The organism is Oceanobacillus rekensis (genome assembly GCF_002153375.1).
In the GTDB taxonomy this organism is placed as follows: Bacteria; Bacillota; Bacilli; order Bacillales; family Amphibacillaceae; genus Oceanobacillus; species Oceanobacillus rekensis.
The window spans coordinates 390,994-414,849 of sequence record NZ_MTBQ01000001.1 but is presented as its reverse complement, the minus strand read 5'-3'; the positions used below and the strand labels follow the sequence as shown (position 1 = coordinate 414,849).

The 23,856-nt window shown below is 37.6% G+C and carries 18 protein-coding genes and 1 other annotated feature; of the genes, 14 read left to right on the top strand and 4 right to left on the bottom strand.

The features are described 5' to 3' along the window. The first annotated feature begins 81 nt into the window (after positions 1-81). From tig to yihA, 4 genes are all read left to right on the top strand, one after another. On the top strand, positions 82-1,368 hold the full coding sequence (gene tig, locus BV906_RS02165; RefSeq protein ID WP_087971827.1) for a trigger factor: 1,287 nt from the start codon (positions 82-84) through the stop codon (positions 1,366-1,368). 295 nt (positions 1,369-1,663) lie between these two features. Then, positions 1,664-2,941, top strand: coding sequence for an ATP-dependent protease ATP-binding subunit ClpX (gene clpX / locus BV906_RS02160; protein ID WP_087971826.1), 1,278 nt, complete (start codon positions 1,664-1,666; stop codon positions 2,939-2,941). A gap of 381 nt (positions 2,942-3,322) precedes the next feature. Then, complete coding sequence (gene lon, locus BV906_RS02155; RefSeq protein ID WP_087971825.1) at positions 3,323-5,659, top strand: endopeptidase La; 2,337 nt, start codon at positions 3,323-3,325, stop codon at positions 5,657-5,659. Continuing rightward, entirely contained in the window at positions 5,640-6,227 is a 588-nt protein-coding gene (gene yihA / locus BV906_RS02150) for a ribosome biogenesis GTP-binding protein YihA/YsxC (protein ID WP_087971824.1), read from the top strand. Before lon ends, yihA begins: the two co-directional genes overlap by 20 nt. Before the next feature lie 226 nt (positions 6,228-6,453). Here the strand turns inward: yihA and BV906_RS02145 are convergent, their stop codons facing one another. Beyond that, complete coding sequence (locus BV906_RS02145) at positions 6,454-6,933, bottom strand: LiaI-LiaF-like domain-containing protein (RefSeq protein WP_087971823.1); 480 nt, start codon at positions 6,931-6,933, stop codon at positions 6,454-6,456. A 498-nt stretch (positions 6,934-7,431) separates the two neighbouring features. Here BV906_RS02145 and hemA point away from each other — a divergent pair, with 498 nt between their 5' ends. The 8 genes from hemA to ysxE all read left to right on the top strand — a co-directional run bounded on the left by hemA (position 7,432) and on the right by ysxE (position 16,087). Next, a complete protein-coding gene (gene hemA, locus BV906_RS02140; protein ID WP_087971822.1) occupies positions 7,432-8,805 on the top strand; it encodes a glutamyl-tRNA reductase in 1,374 nt (457 codons plus the stop codon). Between the two features lie 18 nt (positions 8,806-8,823). After that, complete coding sequence (locus tag BV906_RS02135) at positions 8,824-9,642, top strand: cytochrome C assembly family protein (protein ID WP_087971821.1); 819 nt, start codon at positions 8,824-8,826, stop codon at positions 9,640-9,642. Positions 9,643-9,653: 11 nt separating this feature from the next. After that, complete coding sequence (gene hemC / locus BV906_RS02130) at positions 9,654-10,583, top strand: hydroxymethylbilane synthase (protein WP_087971820.1); 930 nt, start codon at positions 9,654-9,656, stop codon at positions 10,581-10,583. Further along, entirely contained in the window at positions 10,583-11,353 is a 771-nt protein-coding gene (locus BV906_RS02125) for a uroporphyrinogen-III synthase (protein ID WP_087971819.1), read from the top strand. Before hemC ends, BV906_RS02125 begins: the two co-directional genes overlap by 1 nt. Beyond that, entirely contained in the window at positions 11,346-12,332 is a 987-nt protein-coding gene (gene hemB, locus BV906_RS02120; RefSeq protein WP_087971818.1) for a porphobilinogen synthase, read from the top strand. The genes BV906_RS02125 and hemB overlap by 8 nt, the downstream gene beginning before the upstream one ends. Before the next feature lie 14 nt (positions 12,333-12,346). After that, on the top strand, positions 12,347-13,636 hold the full coding sequence (gene hemL / locus BV906_RS02115; protein ID WP_087971817.1) for a glutamate-1-semialdehyde 2,1-aminomutase: 1,290 nt from the start codon (positions 12,347-12,349) through the stop codon (positions 13,634-13,636). Positions 13,637-13,784: 148 nt separating this feature from the next. Next, a complete protein-coding gene (spoVID, locus tag BV906_RS02110) occupies positions 13,785-15,017 on the top strand; it encodes a stage VI sporulation protein D (RefSeq protein WP_087971816.1) in 1,233 nt (410 codons plus the stop codon). 62 nt (positions 15,018-15,079) lie between these two features. After that, entirely contained in the window at positions 15,080-16,087 is a 1,008-nt protein-coding gene (gene ysxE / locus BV906_RS02105; RefSeq protein WP_087971815.1) for a spore coat protein YsxE, read from the top strand. On the opposite strand, the gene BV906_RS02100 is transcribed toward ysxE, so the two are convergent. Further along, positions 16,084-16,272 (bottom strand): hypothetical protein, encoded by a 189-nt coding sequence (locus BV906_RS02100; protein WP_087971814.1) that lies wholly within the window; start codon positions 16,270-16,272, stop codon positions 16,084-16,086. The two genes, ysxE and BV906_RS02100, sit on opposite strands and share 4 nt — an antisense overlap. 378 nt (positions 16,273-16,650) lie before the next feature. After that, positions 16,651-16,885 (top strand) — a binding site (T-box leader). Positions 16,886-16,934: 49 nt separating this feature from the next. Between BV906_RS02100 and BV906_RS02095 the strand changes: the two genes are divergently transcribed. Further along, positions 16,935-19,580 carry a valine--tRNA ligase gene (locus tag BV906_RS02095; protein ID WP_087971813.1) on the top strand — a complete coding sequence of 882 codons (2,646 nt, stop codon included), beginning with the start codon at positions 16,935-16,937 and terminating at the stop codon, positions 19,578-19,580. A gap of 537 nt (positions 19,581-20,117) precedes the next feature. On the opposite strand, the gene BV906_RS02090 is transcribed toward BV906_RS02095, so the two are convergent. Further along, complete coding sequence (locus BV906_RS02090; RefSeq protein ID WP_087971812.1) at positions 20,118-20,966, bottom strand: ATP-grasp domain-containing protein; 849 nt, start codon at positions 20,964-20,966, stop codon at positions 20,118-20,120. Then, entirely contained in the window at positions 20,963-21,862 is a 900-nt protein-coding gene (locus tag BV906_RS02085; RefSeq protein ID WP_342744328.1) for an ATP-grasp domain-containing protein, read from the bottom strand. Before BV906_RS02085 ends, BV906_RS02090 begins: the two co-directional genes overlap by 4 nt. A 79-nt stretch (positions 21,863-21,941) precedes the next feature. Here BV906_RS02085 and BV906_RS02080 point away from each other — a divergent pair, with 79 nt between their 5' ends. Then, positions 21,942-23,210 carry a bifunctional folylpolyglutamate synthase/dihydrofolate synthase gene (locus BV906_RS02080; protein WP_087971810.1) on the top strand — a complete coding sequence of 423 codons (1,269 nt, stop codon included), beginning with the start codon at positions 21,942-21,944 and terminating at the stop codon, positions 23,208-23,210. Positions 23,211-23,856 lie beyond the last annotated feature (646 nt).

The following is a 23,856-nucleotide window of genomic DNA, read 5'->3' as shown; positions in this document are numbered from 1 at the left end:
GGTTGCAATTTTGATTATATATCATATACGCATGAAATGTTAAAAATGAAACGAAACAATAGATTTTGGAGGGAATTTTTTATGACAGCAAAATGGGAAAAACAAGAAGGTAACAAAGGGTTACTAACTTTCGAGGTAACTTCTGAAGAATTTGACAAAGCATTGGATCAAGCATTTAAGAAAGTTTCTAAAGACGTACAAATCCCTGGTTTCCGTAAAGGGAAAATCCCGCGTGGATTATTTGAAAAACGTTTTGGAATTGAATCATTATACCAAGATGCAGTAGACATTGTTCTACCTTCAGCTTACACAAAAGCAATTGACGAATCAGGTATTTTCCCGATTGCTCAACCAGAAGTCGATATTGAACAAATCGAAAAAGGAAAAGATCTTGTTTTTACAGCTGTTGTTGAAGTGAAACCAGAAGTAACTTTAGGTGAATATAAGGGCCTTGAAGTTGAAGAGCAATCTGTAGAAGTGACAGATGAAGATGTAACAAATGAAATCGAACAACTCCGTGAGCGTCATGCAGAACTTGTTGTTAAAGAAGAAGGAAAAGTTGAAAATGGTGATACAGCGGTAATCGACTTTGAAGGCTTCCTTGATGGCGAAGCATTTGATGGTGGAAAAGGTGAGAACCATGCTTTAGAAATCGGTTCAGGCCAGTTCATCCCTGGTTTTGAAGAGGAATTAATCGGAAAAGAAGCAGGAGAAGATACAGAAGTTGAATTAACTTTCCCTGAAGATTATCATGCTGAAGAACTTGCTGGTAAAAAAGCAGTATTTAAAGTGAAAATTCATGAATTGAAATCTAAAGAACTACCTGAACTTGATGATGAATTTGCTAAAGATGTAGACGAAGAAGTTGAAACACTTGAAGATTTGAAGAAAAAGAAAAAAGAAGAACTTGAAGCACAGAAAAAACAAAATGCTGAAAATGAAAAACGCGAAACATTAATCCAAAAAGCTTCTGATAATACGGAAGTTGACGTACCGGATGCAATGGTTGATTCAGAATTGGAACAAATGATTCGTGAATTTGAACAGCAATTACAAATGCAAGGAATGACAATGGAAATGTATTCACAGTTCTCCGGTCAAGATGAGAGTGCATTGAAAGAACAAATGAAAGAAGATGCAGCAAAACGCGTTAAAACAAATCTTACGTTAGAAGCTATTGTTGAAGCGGAAAGCCTCGAAGCTTCTGAGGATGATGTTAATGCAGAACTTGAAAAAATGGCTTCTATGTACGGTGCAGAAGTTGAGCAACTTGTTCAAATGCTTGGTGGAAACACAGATACTATTAAAAATGATTTGAAAATGAGAGCTGCAATTGATTTCCTAGCTGAAAACAGTAAAGCAGTTTAATTTATCCATCTTAATAGCTTAACTTAGCAAGGTGCGATTTATGTCGCACCTTGTTTTGCATATTGATTGAAATAATTTCCTGTATCTTTCATATACTAAATTTAAGATGTTCAAAAGTTTTGTGTTGACTTTTTAATTTAAATATTCATAATGGAAACAACAATTATTTTCAATAACGAAAAGAACATGATTAGACTGGGTTAAGGTATATTGTTTTGTTTTTTAATTTGTATCTGATATGATGACTATAAAGTTGAAGTTGATACTAATCAAGCACGTTTAGGGGTGGGATGTTATGTTTAAGTTTAATGAAGAAAAAGGACAATTGAAATGTTCGTTTTGTGGAAAGAGTCAAGAACAAGTACGTAAATTAGTTGCCGGTCCTGGCGTTTATATATGTGATGAATGTATTGATCTTTGCACAGAAATTGTTGAAGAAGAACTGGGAACAGAAGAAGGCATGGAAATGAATGAAATTCCAAAACCTAAAGAAATCTGTGACATTCTTGACGATTATGTGATTGGCCAGGATAAAGCTAAGAAAAATATGTCTGTAGCTGTTTATAATCATTACAAACGTGTTAATTCACCAAAGAGTTCGGATGACGTTGAAATATCAAAAAGTAACATTGCTATGATTGGTCCAACAGGTAGTGGGAAAACGCTACTGGCTCAAACATTGGCACGTATTATTAATGTACCTTTTGCAATGGCAGATGCAACATCATTAACGGAAGCTGGATATGTTGGGGAAGATGTTGAAAATATTCTTCTGAAGTTGATCCAGTCTGCAGATTATGATGTAGAAAAAGCTGAAAAAGGGATTATTTACATCGATGAAATTGATAAGGTTGCACGTAAATCGGAAAATCCATCCATTACCCGTGATGTTTCTGGTGAAGGTGTACAGCAAGCGTTACTGAAAATTCTAGAAGGTACTGTTGCAAGTGTTCCACCACAGGGTGGCCGTAAGCATCCACACCAGGAATTTATTCAAATTGATACAACAAATATCCTATTTATCGTTGGTGGTGCTTTTGACGGAATTGATCAAGTGATTAAGCGTCGTCTCGGTAAAAAAGTGATCGGTTTTGGTTCAAACGAGAAGCAGGAAGATTTGGATATGGGTCAATTACTTTCTAAAGTATTGCCAGAGGATCTCTTGCGTTATGGTTTAATTCCTGAATTTATTGGACGTATTCCTGTAATTGGAAGTCTAACTCCATTAGATGAAGACGCACTGATACAAATTTTAACGAAACCAAAAAATGCGCTTGTCAAACAATATGAAAAATTATTCGAAATGGATAATGTTGAACTTGAGTTTGAGGACGAGGCATTAGTTGAAATTGCCAAAAAAGCAATTGAACGAAAAACAGGTGCACGAGGATTGCGTTCTATTATTGAAGGCATCATAACAGAAGTCATGTTTGAGTTACCTTCTAGAGAAGACGTGAAAAAATGTGTAGTTACAAAAGAAACAGTTACTGAGGAAGATGGTAGTCCTAAACTGATTTTCCATGATGGAACGGTAAAAAGAGGAAACGACACACTTCCTAAAGAAAGTGCGTAATTAAAGTTTGAGACTGACTAGGACAACTTCTTCTATTATTAAGAATTGTCCTTGGCCAGTCTTTTTTTTTACGTTAGGAAAAGACAAAATTTCAGGTGGGTGTACCTCAATAGAACAAAATTTCACAGTGAAAAACTAACACATTCGTTTAAGGACAAGCGAATGTGAGTTTTTCTAATGTTTATTTAACTAGGGAATGGAAATACTAACGGAGAAAAATAGATGTAATTTGGAAATATATGGTTTTACAAAAATGTGTTTATTTATTAAACTTAAATGATACATATAAGAGGATGTTCATAACCTCCTTTTTGAAACACAATAGAAGATCAAGCAACGATACCATTTATTTAGATTACATACTAATTGGAGGTACAAAATATGAGTAACGAAGCAATACAGATTCCCCTCCTTCCTTTGCGTGGGTTACTAGTTTTTCCTTCAATGGTTCTTCATTTGGATGTTGGCAGAGATAAATCCATTGCAGCACTTGAAAAAGCGATGATGGATGACCAAAAGATATTTTTGGCTGCTCAGAAAAAGGTGAGTCTTGATGATCCAGAACCAAAGGAAATATATACTATTGGAACAGTGGCTTCAGTGAAACAAATGTTAAAATTGCCGAATGGCACAATCAGAGTTCTTGTTGAAGGTTTACACCGTGGAGAGATTCAACGTTTTCTTGATTCAGATAATGAATTCATGGTAGAAATAAAAGAGTTGGATGATATCCATGGTGAACAACATGAAGAAGTAGCTTTAATGCGTTCTTTACTTGGTCAATTTAAACAGTACATAAAATTATCCAGGAAAATTACTGAGGAAACATATGAAACGGTAGAAGATATTGATGAACCAAGTCGGTTGGCCGATATCATTTCTTCTCATTTAACGCTTAAAGTAAAAGATAAGCAAGAGATTTTGGCATTAGTAAATGTTTCAGACAGAATTAAACTTCTGATTAAAACAATCTCCAACGAAAAGAAAGTTTTAGATTTAGAAAAGAAAATTGGCCAGCGTGTAAAAACTTCAATGGAAAAGACACAGAAAGAATATTATCTCAGAGAACAATTAAAAGCGATTCAGAAAGAACTTGGCGAACGGGATGGCAGATCCAGTGAAGTGGAGCAGCTGCGACAGAAAATTGAGGAATCAGATATGCCGGAACATATCAGGGAGGTTGCTCTTAAAGAACTTGGCAGATATGAAAAGGTTCCACAATCATCGGCAGAAAGCTCTGTCATCCGAAATTATCTCGATTGGTTAATTGCGTTACCATGGACGAAAAAGACTCAGGACACGATACAAATTAACCGTGCAGAAAAAATATTGAATGAAGATCATTATGGTCTGGAGAAAGTGAAAGAGCGAATATTGGAATATCTTGCTGTCCAGAAACTGACAAACACAATTAAAGGCCCAATTCTTTGTCTTGTAGGCCCTCCAGGTGTGGGGAAAACATCATTGGCTAAATCAATTTCTCGTTCCATCGATCGCAATTTCGTAAGGATTTCACTTGGTGGTGTGAGGGATGAAGCTGAAATTAGAGGACATCGCAGAACATATATTGGTGCCATGCCAGGAAGGATTATCCAAGGGATGAAAAAAGCCAGTACGGTTAATCCTGTCTTTCTTCTTGATGAAATTGATAAAATGTCCAATGATTTCCGTGGTGATCCATCTTCAGCGATGTTAGAAGTTTTAGACCCAGAACAAAATGGTACATTCAGTGATCATTTTATTGAAGAAAACTATGATTTATCAAATGTGCTTTTCATTGCAACTGCCAACAATGTAAACAATATTCCAGGCCCATTATTGGATCGTATGGAGCTTATTTCGATTCCAGGTTATACAGAGGTAGAGAAACTTCATATTGCTAAGCAACACCTTTTCCCAAAACAATTAAAAGAAAATGGGTTATCAAAAGGTACACTGCAAATACGAGAAAGTGCTTTACAGAAACTGATTCGAACCTATACAAGAGAAGCTGGAGTTCGTAATCTTGAGAGACAATTAGCTAAATTATGCCGAAAAGCTGCTAAAATCATTATTTCCAAAGAAAAGGATAAAGTAATTGTAACAGAAAAAAGTATTGAAGAATTGCTTGGCAAACCTGTATATAGCTATGGTCTAATGGAATTGGAAGACCAAATAGGTGCAGCTACAGGATTGGCATATACTTCTGCGGGCGGGGATATCCTTTCTATTGAAGTTAGTCATTATCCTGGTAAAGGTAAATTGACATTGACCGGTCAACTAGGAGATGTGATGCAAGAATCTGCCCAGGCAGCATTCAGTTATGTCCGTTCTCGAACGAAAGAATTTCGGATTGATTCTGATTTCCATGAAAAATATGATATCCATATACATGTACCGGCTGGAGCGACACCAAAAGATGGTCCATCAGCAGGTATTACGATTGCAACCGCGCTTGTATCTTCATTAACTGGAAGAGCAATTAAAAAAGAAGTTGGTATGACTGGAGAAATTACACTTCGGGGACGAGTCTTGCCAATTGGTGGGTTAAAGGAAAAATCATTAAGTGCACATCGAGCTGGATTGACCACATTAATTATTCCAGAAGAAAATGAAAAAGATATCGAAAATATACCAGAAAGTGTGCGAAATGAACTGACATTTATAACTGTAAAACATCTTGATCAAGTTCTTGAGCATGCATTAGTGGGGGAGAAAAATGAAAGTAACAAAGGCTGAAATCGTAATCAGTGCGGTAAGTCAAAAACAATATCCGGGTGATATGCTGCCCGAAATAGCACTGGCAGGCCGTTCCAATGTAGGGAAATCATCGTTTATTAATAAACTGATTAACCGGAAAAACTTGGCACGTACTTCATCTAAACCAGGTAAGACACAAACATTAAACTTTTATCGAATAAACGATGTGTTTTATTTTGTTGATGTTCCTGGATATGGCTATGCTAAGGTTTCCAAATCGGAAAAAGAAAAATGGGGACCAATGATGGAGGAATACTTCCAGACAAGGGAAAAATTAAAAGCTGTCCTTCTTATTACGGATCTTCGCCATGAACCAACAAAAGATGATTTAGGGATGTATGAATTTCTGAAGTATCATGGACTTCAAGTAATTATCATTGGGACAAAATTAGATAAAATCCCTAAGAGTAAGAGAGCCCAACATATAAAACGAACAAAGCAAACATTTCAAGTGCGGCCTGATGACATTGTGATTCCTTTTTCCACCGAAACTGGAGAGGGTAAAGAGGAATCATGGTCAGTGATTACCAAGTTTTTAAAAGACTAACAATAAAAAGCTCGTTATCCAGAAATATTCCTGGACAACGAGCTTTATCTTTAGAATCTTTAGTTAATATTTATTGCTTTGAAATCCCCGAAGTTATAAATATAATGCGTCCTAAGCCCGTGGAAAACGGAGTGTATTTCCCAGAGCAGTCGCCGTAGTTACTCATCTTAAGTTGTAACTTATAGATTTTATGGATTGAACAAGAAATCTTTGCTGTACGAATTGTTTATTTCTTTTTCAACAGGTAAAAACCAATAATGATAATAACAATCGGCCAGAATCGCTCGAATAAATCAATAACAGTGTAAACCCAGTCAAAATATACTGGTAGATTGATAGAAAAAATCAAGAGAACAGCAACTATAATGAAAAGTAGTCCTGGTAATACACCCTTCTTCGTTTTTGTTGCCCGTACAATGAAAGCAATTCCGATGATCAGTAAAATAACTCCCCAATGATCAATCCAAAACGTATAGTGCTGTACACCGTGCAAATGAATACCTAAACCAAGTACAATGGTACCAGCGAATAAATTCTGATATGATTTGGATGTATAGCTATGTATGAGTAGTGCAAGTCCGATAATAATTAATAATGTCTGCCAGGAATAAAAATTTGTGAGAATGGGTATTTTTAACTCCCTAAGGACAAAATAGATACCAATTCCAATTAGTAAATAGGCAAGTAATGAATTTGTTTTTTTCACCTTATGAAATTCCCTCCTTATTATGAGTTGATTTCTTGATAACTTAGGTAACAGTATGATAAAGTACATTCGAGCTTATTCTTATTATTTATAGAGGTTGTTCAAAAAAACCGGTAAAAATGACACGTCGAATTTCTCGCGAATGCGATAGTTGATCTTCTACTAAGACCGCCCATGTCCTATGGGCAACGTAGAAGTCAGCACTTCCTGTGCAAGCCCGCTACTCATGTATCAATAACATACGTTCCGTTGCCGGGAGCTTCGCTGCCTCGAACTTTGACGCCCAGGACGGGCTAGTGTCGGCGTTTGCGAATTTAGCCGAGCTCGGTCTTTTTTATCCTCCTTTTTGAACATAAACTAATACATTTCATACTAACATATTGATTCAGATTCTGTTCACATTTTATGAAAAAGTGTCACGGAATACGTGTTATACTAGTAACTAGATATTTATTTATATATGAAACATATCCGTAAAATCATTTTGGGGGTAGAAACGTGCATATTTTAAAAGTTGGCTTTAATTATAAAACAGCCCCTGTAGAAGTTAGGGAGAAACTCACATTTACAGAAGACTCGCTTCATGAAGCGATGAAGGAACTTAAAAACCAGAAGAGTATTCTGGAAAATGTGATTGTTTCCACGTGTAATCGTACAGAAGTCTATGCTGTAGTTGATCAGCTACACACAGGACGTCATTATATAAAGCAATTTTTAGCAGATTGGTTTGATATTGATAAAGAGGAATTTTCCTCTTATTTACGAATTACGGAAGACGATGGAGCGATGGAACACCTATTTCGTGTGTCTACAGGTTTGGACTCAATGGTACTGGGTGAAACACAAATACTAGGCCAGGTAAAACAGGCATTTCTGACTTCACAGGAAATGAAAACGACAGGCACGATATTTAATGAATTATTTAAGCAGGCAATAACGTTCGGAAAACGTGCCCATAACGAGACTACCATTGGTGAACATGCAGTTTCTATTAGCTATGCTGCGGTTGAATTGGCAAAGAAAATTTTTGGGGATCTTCAAAATAAACATGTTGCAATCCTAGGCGCAGGGAAAATGGGAGAACTTGCAGCCAAGAACCTTCAAGGGTCTGGTGCCACTAAAATTACAGTTATGAACCGTACAATGAAAAAGGCGGAAGAGCTGGCACAGAAATTTGGCGCAACTGGAGAAAGCATGGACAATTTATTGGATATCATCGGGGAAGCAGACATTCTAATCAGTTCAACCGGTTCGGATTCTGTCGTACTGACAAAAGAGATGCTTGAACCTGTTCAAAAGAAACGTAAAGGGAAGCCACTCTTTCTTGTAGATATTGCTGTTCCAAGGGATATTGATCCGTTGATTAGTAATTTGGATAATGTTTTTCTTTATGATATCGATAATTTGAAGAACGTCGTTGACGAGAATATGGAATCAAGAAAAGCTGCCGCAGGACAAATTGAACTAATGATGGAAAAAGAAATTGTCATGTTCAAGGAATGGATGAAAACTCTCGGAGTTGTTCCAGTTATATCTGCTTTACGTCAAAAAGCATTGTCTATCCAGGCAGAAACAATGAAGAGTATTGAAAGAAAGATGCCAGATATGACATCACGCGAGAAAAAAGTAATCAACAAGCATACCAAAAGTATTATCAATCAATTGCTGAAAGAGCCTGTTACACAAGCAAAAGAACTTGCTGGAACTACAAATGCAGATGAGTCACTACAACTTTTTATTGATATTTTCGGTATTGAAGCAGAAGTAAAAGCTGAATTTGAAAAACAGGCAAAAAAAAATATGACTATGAAAAGTTTAGCAAAAGATAATATTTCTTCCTTTCCAATGATTGAAAAAGTCACGAATATATGATCGAAGAAGGAAAACATGATGATTGAAATGAAGTGGCTTTATGAACTTACTCTTCTTATATATGGTTTTAGTTTGGTCGGATACTTTATAGATTTTATTCATAACAACCGGAGAGCAAATAGGTTTGCTTTCTGGTTGCTTAGTATGGTCTGGGTTATCCAAACAGCTTTTTTCTTTTTTGAGGTGTTTGTAAAAGGGAATTTTCCAATTGCGACGGTAGTAGACAGTTTGCTTTTGTATTCATGGGTGCTCCTTACATTTTCATTAATTATTAATAAACTGTTTGCGGTCCGATTTATTGTATTTTTTATTAATGTTTTTGGCTTTTTTATCTTGTTACTGTATGTAACGGCAAGTGCTGCAAACCGGTTTCCAGATCAAGCAATCCAATTTGTACATGAAATTCTAGTTACACATATTACCCTTGCAATTATATCCTATGGCTTTTTTACGATTGCATTTTTGCTTTCTCTCATGTATTTGATTCAATATCATTTCTTAAAAAAGAAAAAAGGGTTAAAATGGATGTGGCGTCTCGGTGATTTAGAGATGCTGGATAAATATAGTTTAAGAGCGGTGTCCATAGGGGTACCATTATTACTAATAGCGATTATTCTGGGAGTGGTCTGGGCTTATGTTTCTACATCCACGTTTTATTGGGTGGACAGTAAAACAATCGGTTCCATTGTTGTATGGTTGGTGTATACTGTTTATCTCGCTTTACGAATTATGAACGGGTATAGAGGTAAATTATTATCAACTTACAATATCGCTGCATTTTTAATTTTGCTGATTAATTTCTTTTTATTCAGCTCATTATCGAGTTTTCACTTTTAGGAGGTTTCTATATGCGTAAGATTGTAGTAGGTTCAAGAAAAAGTAATCTAGCTTTAACCCAAACTAAATGGGTCATTAACCAGTTGAAAGAGGCTGGTGTTAAGAATAAATTTGAAATAAAGGAAATCATAACAAAAGGGGATCAAATCCTTGATGTAACCTTATCAAAAGTAGGCGGTAAAGGTCTTTTTGTGAAAGAGATTGAGAAGGCTATGTATGATAAAGAGATTGACTTTGCCGTACATAGTATGAAAGATATGCCATCCGAAATGCCAAAAGGGCTAATGATTTCTTCCATCCCGGTAAGGGAGGATCATCGGGATGCATTTATTTCGAATAATAATGTAAAATTTGCTGATTTACCAAACGGATCTATTGTAGGAACAAGCAGTTTACGTCGTGCTGCACAAATTCTCGCAGAACGTCCAGATGTCGAGATAAAATGGATCCGCGGCAATATTGAAACGCGAATTCGTAAATTACAGGAAGAAGACTATGATGCAATTATCCTTGCCGTTTCTGGCCTGAAACGCGTTGGGTTGAGTGAGGAATTAATAACGGAGTATTTAGATCCCGAATTATGTGTTCCAGCGGTTGGGCAAGGAGCATTAGCGATTGAGAGTCGTGAAGATGACAAAGAAATCAGTGATATTTTGAAAAAAATCAACGACGACTTAACAACAAAAACAGTGACAGCAGAACGAACATTTCTGAATTTACTTGAGGGTGGCTGTCAGGTGCCAATTGGCGGATATGCCTATCTTGAAGAGGATGATGTTATCCTGACAGCGCTAGTTGGAACTCCTGATGGGAAAACCATAATTAAAGAAGTAGTGCGCGGAAACGATCCGAAAGCAGTTGGAAAAGAAGCTGCAGACACATTGATCAAGCAAGGTGCCAAGGAAATTGTGGATCAGGTAAAAGAGGAGCTAGACAAGTAATGTTGCAATCATTGCATGGCAGCAAAATTCTTATAACAAGGGAAGCCAATCAGGCAAAGCAGCTTGCTGAAAAGGTGATAGAGCTTGGTGGTGTACCTGTTGAAGTTCCGTTACTTCGAATCTCATGTAAAGATGCCAAAGAAAATGAACAGACTTTTTCTAAACTTGGGACCTATAAATGGATCTTTTTCACGAGTGCTAATGGAGTCAATTGTTTCTTTCAATTGACTAAAAAATATCATGTAAGAAATCTGAAACAGCATAAGTTTGCAACGGTAGGTCATAAAACCGAAATGATGCTAAAAAAATATGGATATCAGGCATCATTTATTCCTTCCACCTATAATGCGGAGATAATGGCAGAGGAATTTTTAGATGGTTTCAGTGAGGAAGGACCAGCCCTTCTGGTTCGTGGCAATCGTTCGAGGGATGTTCTCCCAGTGGAATTTTCCAAACAGCGGCTTGCCTTTGATGCAATGGAAGTTTATGAAACAACTGTAAATGATGATGCAACGGAAAGACTTAATCAGGTTCTATACGAAGATGAAATTGATTTTATTACTTTCACTAGCCCTTCCACCGTAGAGGCGTTTGTGGAAATGGCGGAAATGAGGCCTGAGAAGAAAGTTGTCTGTATTGGTACCACAACAGAACAACGTGCAAAAGAACTTGGATTTACTCCGATTAATACACCAGAAGAGTTTACAACAGAAGCAATGCTTTTATCTATATGTGAATACATAAACAGAAAGGATCGAAAACATGTCTGAGTCAATTAACTTTAAACGTCATCGTCGGTTACGTTCATCAAGTGCTATAAGGTCCATGGTACGTGAAACACATGTAAGAGCCGAAGATTTTATTTATCCGATGTTTGTCATTGAAGGAGAAAATGTAAAAAATGAAGTTCCCTCCATGCCCGGGGTATATCAATTGTCATTCGATCTTTTACTTGATGAGGTAAGAGAAGTATATGAACTTGGAATCAAATCAGTTATATTCTTTGGGGTCATTTCTGAGAAAGATGAAATTGGAACAGGTGCGTTTGCTCATGACGGAATTATCCAAGAAGCAACACGGATGGTTAAGAAGGAATTTCCTGAGTTACTTGTTGTTGCAGATACATGTCTATGTGAGTATACGTCACATGGACACTGTGGTGTTATTCATGATCATGATGTAGAGAATGATGAGTCATTAAAACTTCTTGCTCAGACGGCTGTATCGCAAGCTGAAGCGGGTGCAGATATTATTGCACCATCCAATATGATGGACGGATTTGTTGCGGTCATACGTGAGGCATTGGACGATGCTGGATATTCTCATATCCCAATTATGTCTTATGCAGTGAAATACGCTTCTGCATTCTATGGTCCTTTCCGCGATGCTGCAGATAGTACACCACAATTTGGAAATCGCAAAACGTATCAGATGGATCCAGCCAATCGACTGGAAGCACTAAGGGAGGCTGAATCCGATGTTTCAGAAGGTGCAGATTTTCTTATCATAAAACCAGCCATGTCTTATCTTGATATTGTAAGAGAAGTACGTGATAACTTTAATGTACCGATTGTTGCCTATAATGTAAGTGGCGAATATGCCATGGTAAAAGCTGCAGCCAGGAACGGTTGGATTGATGAAAAAGCCTTGGTAATGGAAAAACTAACTTCCATGAAACGTGCAGGGGCAGATTTGATTATTAGCTACTTTGCAAAAGATGTTGCTAATTGGCTAAGAGAAAACGAATAAGGGGTTGCTAAAACGTGAGAAACTATAATCATTCAATTGATGCATATAAAGAGGCGGTGGATTTGATGCCAGGTGGGGTCAACTCACCAGTAAGAGCATTTAAATCCGTTGGAATGTCACCCGTTTTTATGGAGTCTGGTAAGGGTTCAAAAATTTATGATATTGATGGTAATGAATATATTGATTATGTATTGAGCTGGGGCCCACTGATTTTAGGCCATTCTGATGAACGTGTCGTACAAAAACTAAAAACAGCGGTAGACAAAGGTACAAGCTTTGGAGCACCAACACAACTAGAAAATAAACTGGCCAGGCTTGTTATTAACCGTGTACCTTCAATTGAAATGGTTCGTATGGTTAACTCAGGTACAGAAGCGACGATGAGTGCAATCCGTCTTGCAAGAGGATACACTGATAGAGACCTTATCTTAAAATTCGAAGGTAGCTATCACGGACATGGTGATTCATTATTGATAAAAGCTGGTTCCGGTGTTGCAACCCTAGGCTTACCAGATAGTCCCGGTGTACCGAAATCGGTTGCAAGTAATACGATTACCGTTCCATATAATGATTTGGATAGTTTAAAAGTTGCTTTTGAAAACTATGGTGACAATATTGCTGCAGTTATAGCTGAACCGGTTTGTGGAAATATGGGTGTTGTACCACCACAAGAAAGCTTCCTGAAAGAATTAAGAAAAATTACCGAAGAAAATGGAACTTTATTAATCTTTGATGAAGTAATGACAGGGTTCCGTGTAGGGTATCATTGTGCACAAGGCCATTTTGATGTTACACCAGATTTAACTTGTCTTGGAAAGGTTATCGGTGGCGGATTACCTGTCGGTGCATATGGTGGAAAACGCGAAATTATGGAGCAAATTGCACCCGCTGGACCAATCTATCAGGCTGGAACACTTTCCGGGAATCCACTTGCAATGACAGCAGGCTATGAAACACTTTCAGCTTTAACTGAGCAATCGTATGATGCAATCAATGAAAAAGTGGATCACCTGATTGATGGATTCCGCACTGCAGCGACTGAATATCAAATACCATTGCATATCAACCGTGCTGGATCAATGGTTGGTGTATTTTTTACAGATAAAGAAGTGGTTGACTTTGAAAGCGCCCAAACATCGAATCTAGACTATTTTGCCCAATACTATAGAGGAATGATGGAAGAAGGAGTCTTTCTCCCGCCATCACAATTTGAAGGGTTATTCCTTTCAACAGCACATTCTGATGAAGATATAGAAAAAACGATTCAAGCAATCCGTACTGCATTTTCTAAAATAGAGAAGTAAATTCAGGAGCTATTCCATATTGATATCCATCTTGCTAAGATGATACTCACTATGGAATAGCTTTTTTCATGCATATCCGAAAGTGGTAGCACATATAGATTATAAAGACATATCGGCATATGGATATATGTTGAAAGGAGGAGTTTTTTTGGCAGGCGATTCCAAGACATTTACCTTTGAACTGCAGGAGTCCCTATTTTTTGAAAAGGGACAGGAAGTTGCGGAAATGAAAGGAATAGCTTTAGACCCTGAAATATCAATCCAGCCTTATGATGAATATATTTCTATCAGGGGTATGATTGAATTGCATGGGGAGTATGAAAGAGTTATTTCAAATGTACAGGAAGAAAAGTTGATTGATTTTGATGATTACCAAGCAAAACGTTATGTGGAAAATGTAATCGAGGAAAATGGGCTTACCACGTTTTCGCATCGCTTTCCGGTCGAGATTTCTGTACCACCCTATCGTGTAGCCAATTTGGATGATATTACGGTAAATATTGAATCATTTGATTATGAATTACCAGAATCCAGCCAGCTGAAACTGTATGCTACGGTTGAAATCAACGGTATTAATAGTGAAGCAGAAAAACAGCGTGAGGAAGTAGAAGAAGCTATCGAAGGGGTATTGGAAGAATTTGTAAATAATGAGGAAAGTACCTTTGAATTTGAGATCAAGAAACAAAAAGAAGAAGTTGAAAGACAAGAGGATATAGAAGTGGCGGAGCGAGAGGTTATAGAAGAACTAACAGAAACAAATCAATCTGAAGCTATTGATGAAACGATTGTTACAGAAGAAACTGTTGAATTAGGCGAGGTGGAAGAAGAACGACGGTCTCAATCGGAAAACCCTGTTGAATTAGGCGAAGTTGAAGAAGTACATCCTCAAGTGGAGAATCCCGTTGAATCAGGCGTGGTAGAAGAAGAGCGCCGTTCACAAGCGGAAGATCAGATTGAACCAAATGAGATGAAAGAAGATTCATACACCGAAGTGGAAGATCCTGATAGGTGGAAAATTAAATCACAAACCCTTACTGAATTTTTCAATCAATTACCAGGGGATAATAATGAGGTTTCCAACTCATATGCAGTAGGATCAGCACAGGTAACCGGGGAAACGGAAGAAACAACCGAATCAGAAGTGGCTGATTATGAGCAACAAACAGTAGAAGATGCCACATACTTATCTGACATATTCAGAGATAAAGAGGAAGAAAGCTTTACAAAAATGAGGATTTGTATTGTTCAAGATCAGGATACAATTGAGACCATCGCACAACGTTTTTCAATCAGTCCATTGCAGTTGATTAAACAGAATGAGTTGGAGGCTGATTTTGAAGTTCAGGAAGGTCAGTTACTCTATATACCTGCCAACAAATAGCAGGAACTACCCCCTTGTTTCTATTATTCAGGGGGTAAATTATTTTATCGGCGGTGAGTGAAATGCAGAAAATAATAAAGGATATCATGCAATCCTACCGGGTATACCCAACAGAGTCAGAAAAAATAACGGATCGATTATTTCGAATTAGAGATGGAAGGCGTACCTATGCCTTGAAACAGAGTGCATTGACTAAAGAAAATGTAGCTTTATGGCAACATGTATATGCGATAGCGAATGAGAAAAATCTTTCTGAAATTGCACCTGTCTATTTAACGAGAGAGGGAAAACTATACCTGGAAACGGATGAATCTTTCTATTATCTTACCCCATGGATTGAAACTCCTTCTACCGGAAATTTAAAAAATAATATGGAAAATACGATGCAAAATCTCGGCCGTTTACATGTTACGACAATGAAATCACATCGTATTTCGAAAGATTCGCTGAACGATAATTTTCTTACATATCAAGCGTTTTGTAAAGAAACCCCAATAGAATTGAAACGTATCGTCCACCAGTTTGAAAGCAATCGGTATATGTCCCCATTTGAACTGCTCGTTTGCACACAGTATAGAGATGTGGAATATGCATTGAAAATGAACAATGATATAATTGATGAGTTCCTTGAACCATCTGATGAAACTTTAACATGGAATCACTGTTTATGTCATGGGAATTTAACACCGGACCATACAGTAGGCAGGTACATCATAAATTGGGAAACTGTTCGATATGATCATCCGGCAGTAGACTTGGCAAATTACTTCAATCATCTGACAGGCAACTATGATCAACCACAAGAATTAATAACAGATGCATTTAAGATATATAAAAACAAAAATGATCTTAATAGGATGGAGCTGAAGTTGCTATCAATTTATTTACTTCATCCATCCACATATATTACTACAATCCAGAATTACGTGAATAATACATCAGGAAAATCAATGGAACTACAAGTAAGAGATATACAGCAGCAGTTTAGAAAGTTACTCTTTGCCATTAAATGGAATAAATTTATTATAGAAGAGTATGAAACAATCTCATTTGAAGATGCTGATTATTAAATCCATTCTAAATAAAACGCTACAACTAATCCAATTAACACCCCAAGTAATAGAATATCAAATGTTGTAGGAATAAATAATGTCCGTATTAGTTGAAAAATCATGATTGGCAATGTAATCCTTTCTAGAATAATAAGACAATGTCTAGCCCATGGTGGCAACTTGTATCGATAAAAACGGGCCACGTGATACACCCCCTTTATTATAAAGTATGTTCACACACTTAATTCGTTTCAATATAGTATGTATAAACAAACCCCAAATGTGCAATATGATTATAATAAGAGGATGTTCAAGAAATTCGGTAAAATGACGCTTTGAATTTCGCACGAATGTGGGTAGTGGAATTTCTACTAAACGGCCCAGGTGCAAGCCTGTACTCACGTTTTAAAAGCATACGTTAAATAGAATTCTTCACCTCTGCTTACAAGTATATGCGGAGAAGGGAATTACCAGGTCTTTTTTTCCTCCTTTTTTGAATCCCCCTATAAATAGTTGACGATTTCAGCACTTATGCTAAAATAATAATTATACTATTATTAACAAGTGAACTACCGCTATATTAAAAAGCGATGATAGGGAAGAGTACAAAATTAACGTCTTCAGAGAGGGAAATCACGAGCTGGAAATTTCCCAGGCAGGTTGTTTTGGAAGGTCGCCCTTGATGCAGTTTCTTTGAAATTGAAGTAGAAGAAGCCGGTATTTGACCGTTATCAAAGTTTGAGTGTACAGACTTTTTTGTTTTCAAAGTTTGTAAACAAAGGTGGTACCACGGATCTTACCCAATTCGTCCTTTATTTTAGGATGAATTGGGTTTTTTAGTGTAGTAAAAATAGGAGGCATTCAAATGAGCGATCAAGAAAAGGCATCACTTTCATCAAAATATAATCCTCAGGAAGTAGAAAAAGGACGTTATCAGTTTTGGCTGGAGGGAAAGTACTTTGAGGCAACCGGTGATCCGGATAAAGAGCCGTTTTCCATTGTAATTCCCCCACCAAATGTAACAGGAAAGTTGCATTTAGGTCATGCGTGGGATACGACGATGCAAGATACTATTTCCCGCATGAAGCGTATGCAGGGCTATGATGTACTATGGCTACCAGGAATGGACCATGCTGGTATTGCTACACAAGCAAAAGTAGAAGCAAAACTAAAAGAACAGGGTACAAGCCGTTATGAACTTGGTCGCGAAAAGTTCCTTGAAACTGCATGGGAATGGAAGGAAGAATATGCAGACTTTATTCGTTCCCAGTGGGAAAAAGTTGGTCTTGGTCTAGATTATTCTCGAGAGCGATTTACATTGGATGACGGTCTCTCAGATGCGGTTAAAGAGGTATTTGTTAAGTTATATGAAAAAGGGCTTATCTATCGTGGCGAATACATCATTAACTGGGATCCAAAGACAAAAACTGCATTATCTGATATTGAAGTTATTTATGAAGAAGTGCAGGGTAAATTCTATCACATGCGTTACCCAATCAAAAACAGCGACGAAACAATCGAAATTGCAACAACACGTCCGGAAACAATGCTAGGGGATACGGCTATTGCTGTTCATCCAAAAGATGATCGTTATAAACATCTAGTCGGTAAAACAGTTATCCTGCCAATTGTTGGCCGTGAAATAGAAATTGTAGCCGACGAATATGTAGATAGAGAGCTTGGATCAGGTGCTGTTAAAATAACTCCTGCACACGATCCAAATGATTTTGAAGTTGGTAACCGACATAATCTCGAACGTGTACTCGTTATGAATGAAGATGGATCCATGAATGAAAATGCTTTGAAATATAATGGTCTCGATCGATTTGAATGCCGTAAGCAAATTGTCAAAGATTTACAGGATATGGACGTATTATTTAAAATCGAGAATCGTGTCCATCAGGTTGGACATTCTGAACGTAGTGGAGCAGTCGTTGAACCGTATTTATCCACGCAATGGTTTGTGAAAATGGATCCGCTGGCAGAAGCTGCATTAGAGATGCAGCATGGGGAAGATAAAGTTAATTTCGTTCCAGCTCGCTTTGAACAGACGTATTTAAATTGGATGGATAATATTCGTGACTGGTGTATTTCTCGTCAATTATGGTGGGGACACCGTATTCCTGCCTGGTATCATAAGGAAACAAAAGAGGTATATGTAGGCAAGGAAGCACCAGCAGATATTGAAAATTGGGTACAGGATGAAGATGTATTGGATACGTGGTTCTCATCTGCCTTATGGCCTTTCTCTACGATGGGCTGGCCGGATATAGAATCAGAAGACTTTAAACGTTACTTCCCGACAGATGTACTTGTAACAGGATACGATATCATTTTCTTCTGGGTTGCTCGTATGATATTCCAATCGAAAGAATTCACGGGTGAAAAACCATTTAAAGATGTACTGATACACGGACTTATTCGCGATGCAGAAGGACGTAAAATGAGTAAATCTCTTGGAAATGGCGTTGATCCAATGGATGTTGTTGAAAAATATGGTGCAGATTCTCTTCGTTATTTCTTGTTAACCGGTTCAACACCAGGTCAGGACCTTCGCTTCAATTGGGAAAAGGTTGAGTCTACATGGAACTTTGCCAATAAAGTTTGGAATGCTTCCCGTTTCTCATTGATGAACATGGAAGGATTCACATATGAAGAGATTGACTTAACTGGGGAACTATCTCTTGCTGATAAGTGGATCCTAACTCGCTTGAATGAAACAATTGAACATGTAACGAAAAACACTAACAAATATGAATTTGGTGAAGCAGGGCGTCATCTATACAATTTCATCTGGGATGAACTTTGTGATTGGTATATTGAAATGGCAAAACTTCCATTGTATGGTGATGATGAAGCGAAAAAGAAGACAACGAAATCTGTTCTGGCATATGTTCTTGATCAAACGATGCGTATGCTTCATCCATATATGCCGTTTATAACAGAAGAAATCTGGCAACAGCTACCTCACGATGGAACATCAATTACGGTAGCAAAATGGCCTGAAGTTCGGGCTGACTTCCATGATGAAGCAGCATCTACAGAAATGAAACGGTTAGTTTCTATCATTAAATCGGTTCGTAATAGCCGTCAAGAAGTAGATACACCGATGTCCAAGCAAATTAACATGCTCATTCAAGCAGAGAACGAGTCGATTGTTAATGAGCTTGAAAGCAACCGCGAGTATTTAGAACGCTTCTGTAATCCTAGTGAGTTAATCATTGCTGAAAAATTGGATATACCAGAGAAAGCAATGGCAGCTGTAGTAACAGGCGCGGAAATTTTTCTTCCCCTTGAAGGGTTGATTGATTTTGATAAAGAGATTTCACGTCTTGAGAAGGAACTGACGAAATGGACAAAAGAAGTAGAACGTGTTCAGAAGAAACTTTCCAATCAAGGATTTGTAAGTAAAGCACCAGACGCAGTTGTGGAGGAAGAAAAACGAAAAGAACAAGATTACCTCGACAAACAGACAAAAGTGAAAGCACGCCTTAGTGAATTAAAAGAATAAATTAAAAACAGCGGAAATCTTCTTAGATTTCCGCTGTTTTTAATTTGCTTTTTTATGTTTGCACTGCGGTTGCTCATTCCACCGAAAAGAATTACTGCTTTGTAACGTTCGTAGCCGGAGATAAACTGAATTACTTATACCCTTGCCATAGGAAATTGTTAAAACGCCGTCCGGGATCGCTCTGGGCGGATGCGCACCTTAGGGCACGGCCTAAAGCCTCGAAGACAAAACCACTCTTCTGGTCTTCGGACACGTTCTTTTCCCGCAGGAGTCACCACCCACAGCAATGCCGGACTGGTGAAGTTGCATGATTTGCTTTTAGCTATTGCAAGTATAGTAATTGCAAGCCACTTCTAACCAGCTCGGAAATACACGGAGACTCCTACGGGAAGAGAGGCATAGGTGAGACACTGAAATGCGTTAGCATAAAGGGGCTCACCTATGCCTTAGGATGCGCGCAGTGTATTTCCCAGAGCGGTCGCCGAAGTATAACCTACTTCGCAGTTTATAGATTTAGTGATAATAGAACAAATCTTTTTATAATGCATCCTTAATTAATGTGACGTACTTCTCCAAGATATTAACATCATCGGCTATGCTTAATGTTCTTGATCCAACAACATCTTCAATCTCATTGAATAAAAGTTCTCCATTATGACCAATTAAAAAGTCGATTCCTACCATGCCAAAGTCGAAGTAGTTGATAATTCTCCCAATCATTTTTTTCTCTTGATCACTTAGCTGGTAAATATTGGCGGAGCCACCTAGTTTGTAGTTCGCCCTGAAGTCTGTTGAGCTTTCACGTAGAATAGCTGCAATAATTTCTTTCCCAACAACGAAAACACGAAGATCTTTGCCAAGTTGTACATCGGAAGATTGAATAATGATATCTGTTTGAATACTCATCTTACAATTCATCCAATCCATCGGGTTCTCTATAAAATAAACTTGTTTACCACCCCTACCACTAACTTCCTTTGCGATAAACGGAAAGGCTAGTGGTGGGTCATCCTGGATCGTTTCTCTTTTAGCGTAAATCGTATTGACCATTGGTATTCCGAGCTGATTGATATGATGATGTGTCAATGCTTTATTATTACAGATTCCGGAAATTGCGGATGAGTTGAATACCCGTACCCCCATATTCTCCATATGCAAATTCAGGAGGGGTTCTATGGTTCTCACTATAGCAAAATCAGGTGGTTCTGCAACTTGATTATTTATCTGAATGCATTGTTTGTTATCTACAATACCAATCGTCATCTCTTCCCTGAGAATTAAAGTTAAAGTGAGTGATTGTTTGTTCGCTTCATCAATAAACCAATTAATATAAGAAGAGTTTTGCATGGTGTCTTCTTTACTGTATATAATCCACCCATTTATCATGAGCTAACCTCCATAATATAGTCGATGATATTTACAGCCGCATTAATGCCGGTACAATCAAGCAGGTTGCGAATATGAGCATTTGAATTAACTTCACAGACCAGTCTTGTATCACCAGGTCCAATCAATAAATCCACTCCCGCAAAATCAGCATGTATCGCCTTAACTGCGGAAATAGCTAGATCTGACTCAGCTATAGAAGGACTATATGTATTCATTGATCCACCAGCAGTAACATTAGCACGGAAATCATCACTGTTTTTTCTTTCCATTGCTGCGACAACCTTATTGCCAACAACTTGAAGACGTAAGTCCCTGCCAAAGCTAGAAGGAATAAACTGTTGAAAAAGATAGGGCTTTCCTTGAATTTCTTTCATCTTATGTAATATCTCATCCATATTTTTCAGTAAATATACTTGTTCACCAAAGGATCCATACGCCTCTTTAATGATCAGTGGTAAACTTAGATTTTCGATAATCTGTTGCACGAGAGAGGAGTCAATATCTCCCTTATAAAAAATCTTCGGTGCTACAATTGTTTTTGGAATCGGTAATTGTTTAGCGGCCAAATGTTGATACGTTGCAATCTTGTCATCGCTTATATCAATCGCTTGGGCAGAATTGAAGACACGGATACCCAATAATTCGAGCTGTCTCGCTAAATAAATATCTTTATCGGCAAAGAAAACGAAATCCGGTAAATTATTTTTAGGTGCACCGATAATCTCAAGCTGCCCCTCTGAAAATAGACTGAGTAGTTCATTGTTTTTATAGATTGTAGTTTCCAAACCTTTAGCCGTGGCGGCCTGCTCTATCATTTTTGCATAGTCCAGAAATTTATTTCCTGGAAGGTTACCATTATATATAATCCATCCTTTTATATTCACCTGAGTCATATCCTTTCTGCTATACTTATTTGGTAGAAATTCGAATAGTTCGGCTTGAACTCATATTAAAATAGAAAGTGGTGAAACATTGTTTACAACATTTCAAGAAGTTGAACGTTTCTTTGATTCTAGAAAATCACTCGGTATTAAACCAGGCTTGGAGCGGGTCAATCGATTACTTGCCCTGCTAGATCATCCGCAGAAGAAAATGAAGGCAATTCATATTGCGGGTACGAATGGTAAAGGATCTACCGTTGAGTATATGAATAAAGCATTACAGGTAAACGGTTATCAGGTTGGGATTTTTACTTCGCCAAGTTTATCTGGATTAACCGGTCATATTTATTTGAATGATAGAGAAATAAGTAAGGAAGAGTTTTTGAATCTATGTAATACCATTTATCCAAAGATTAAACAGATGGATAAAGAAAATCTTGCCCCAACTGAATTTGAAATAATTACAGTCTTAGGTTTTCTCTATTTTTCAACATACGGTGATATTACCCTTATTGAAGCTGGTATGGGTGGTAGAGAAGATACAACAAACTGTTTCCAACCAATTATATCCATTATAACAAATATAGCAAAAGACCATACTAAATTTCTAGGGGATACGATAGCTGAAATTGCTTATCAGAAAGCCGGTATTATTAAAAAAAATGCACCAGTAATTACTGGAACACTTGAAACAGATGCATTAGCCGTGATTAAAAAGGAAGTTACAAAAAAAGAAACAGCCATGTATCGTTTAGGAGAGGATTTCTTTTATCAACGAGGTGCATGGCAGCAATTGACATGGAAGAGTAATCAAAGGCAATTAGAAACACGGCTTGCAATGTTCGGTGAGCATCAAGCAAAAAATGCCTCTGTTGCCTACATGGCATTGGAAAAACTTTCGGAAACAGGGTTATCGATCTCGTTTGCGAAAGCAGCAGATGCAATTGCAAGTACACAATTAGCAGGGAGATTTGAGATTGTTAGCAGGGACCCTGTCATCGTATTAGACGGATCACATAATCCTGCTGGCATAGCTGCTTTTTTATCGACTGTAGAAGAAAATTTTCCTAATTCCGACAAGCATATCTTATTTGCTGCATTTAAGGATAAAGATCTGAAAGCAATGCTAAAGCAACTTGACAATAAATTTGAATCCATCACTCTAACAAGCTTTTGCCATCCTCGTGCTGCAAGTGCAGAACAATTATTCAGTTTGACTCAAGCCAAAAATAAACAAATGAATAGTGACTGGGAACAAGCAGTTAAAGAGATGATCGACAAGCAGTCCGGTTATTACTTTATTACCGGCTCATTACATTTCATTTCTAATGTTCGTAAATATTTCTTACTCCTTTCGTAAACTATGGGACTGCGATAACTCGTCCCACCGAAAATAGTTGATGCTATTTAACTTTGTGTTTCTATAAACTGCATACTAACTACTGGCTGTTTTCTATCATTATTTAGGAACTTCGGCGACCACTCTGGGTAATACACTGCATCCTAAGGCATAGGTTTCTCCGTATATATCCCAGATCTGGTTTTAGCTTGCAAACAATTAACTGCTTAGTGATTGAATTAAAAATCGCACCAAAACTTCACCAGTCCGGGTGAGCGGTGGGCGGTGACTTCAGCGGGGGCACGTGTCCGAAGACCTGAAGAGTGGATTTCTCTTCGGGACTTTAGGCCGTGCCCTAAGGTGCGCATCCGCCCAGAGCGATCCCGGACGGCAGCAACAGCATCTGTCTTCGGATATCAGCCAGTAGTTAAGTCGCTTTTTATGATTTTGTGCATAGAATCTAACAAAGATAGAAGTTACTTCGCGGCAGTTTATCTCGACTAAGGGGCAGATAACAACAATCTAAGTTTGAAAAAAGTCTTATTTTTATAGGTTAAAGAGTCTGTGGAATAGGGAGAAAAATGTAGAACGATTATTTTAAAGTATGTCATGATTCGTCTTACTTTTTAAAACCACTGTGCTAGAGTCTATCTATAGTAGCGGGTAC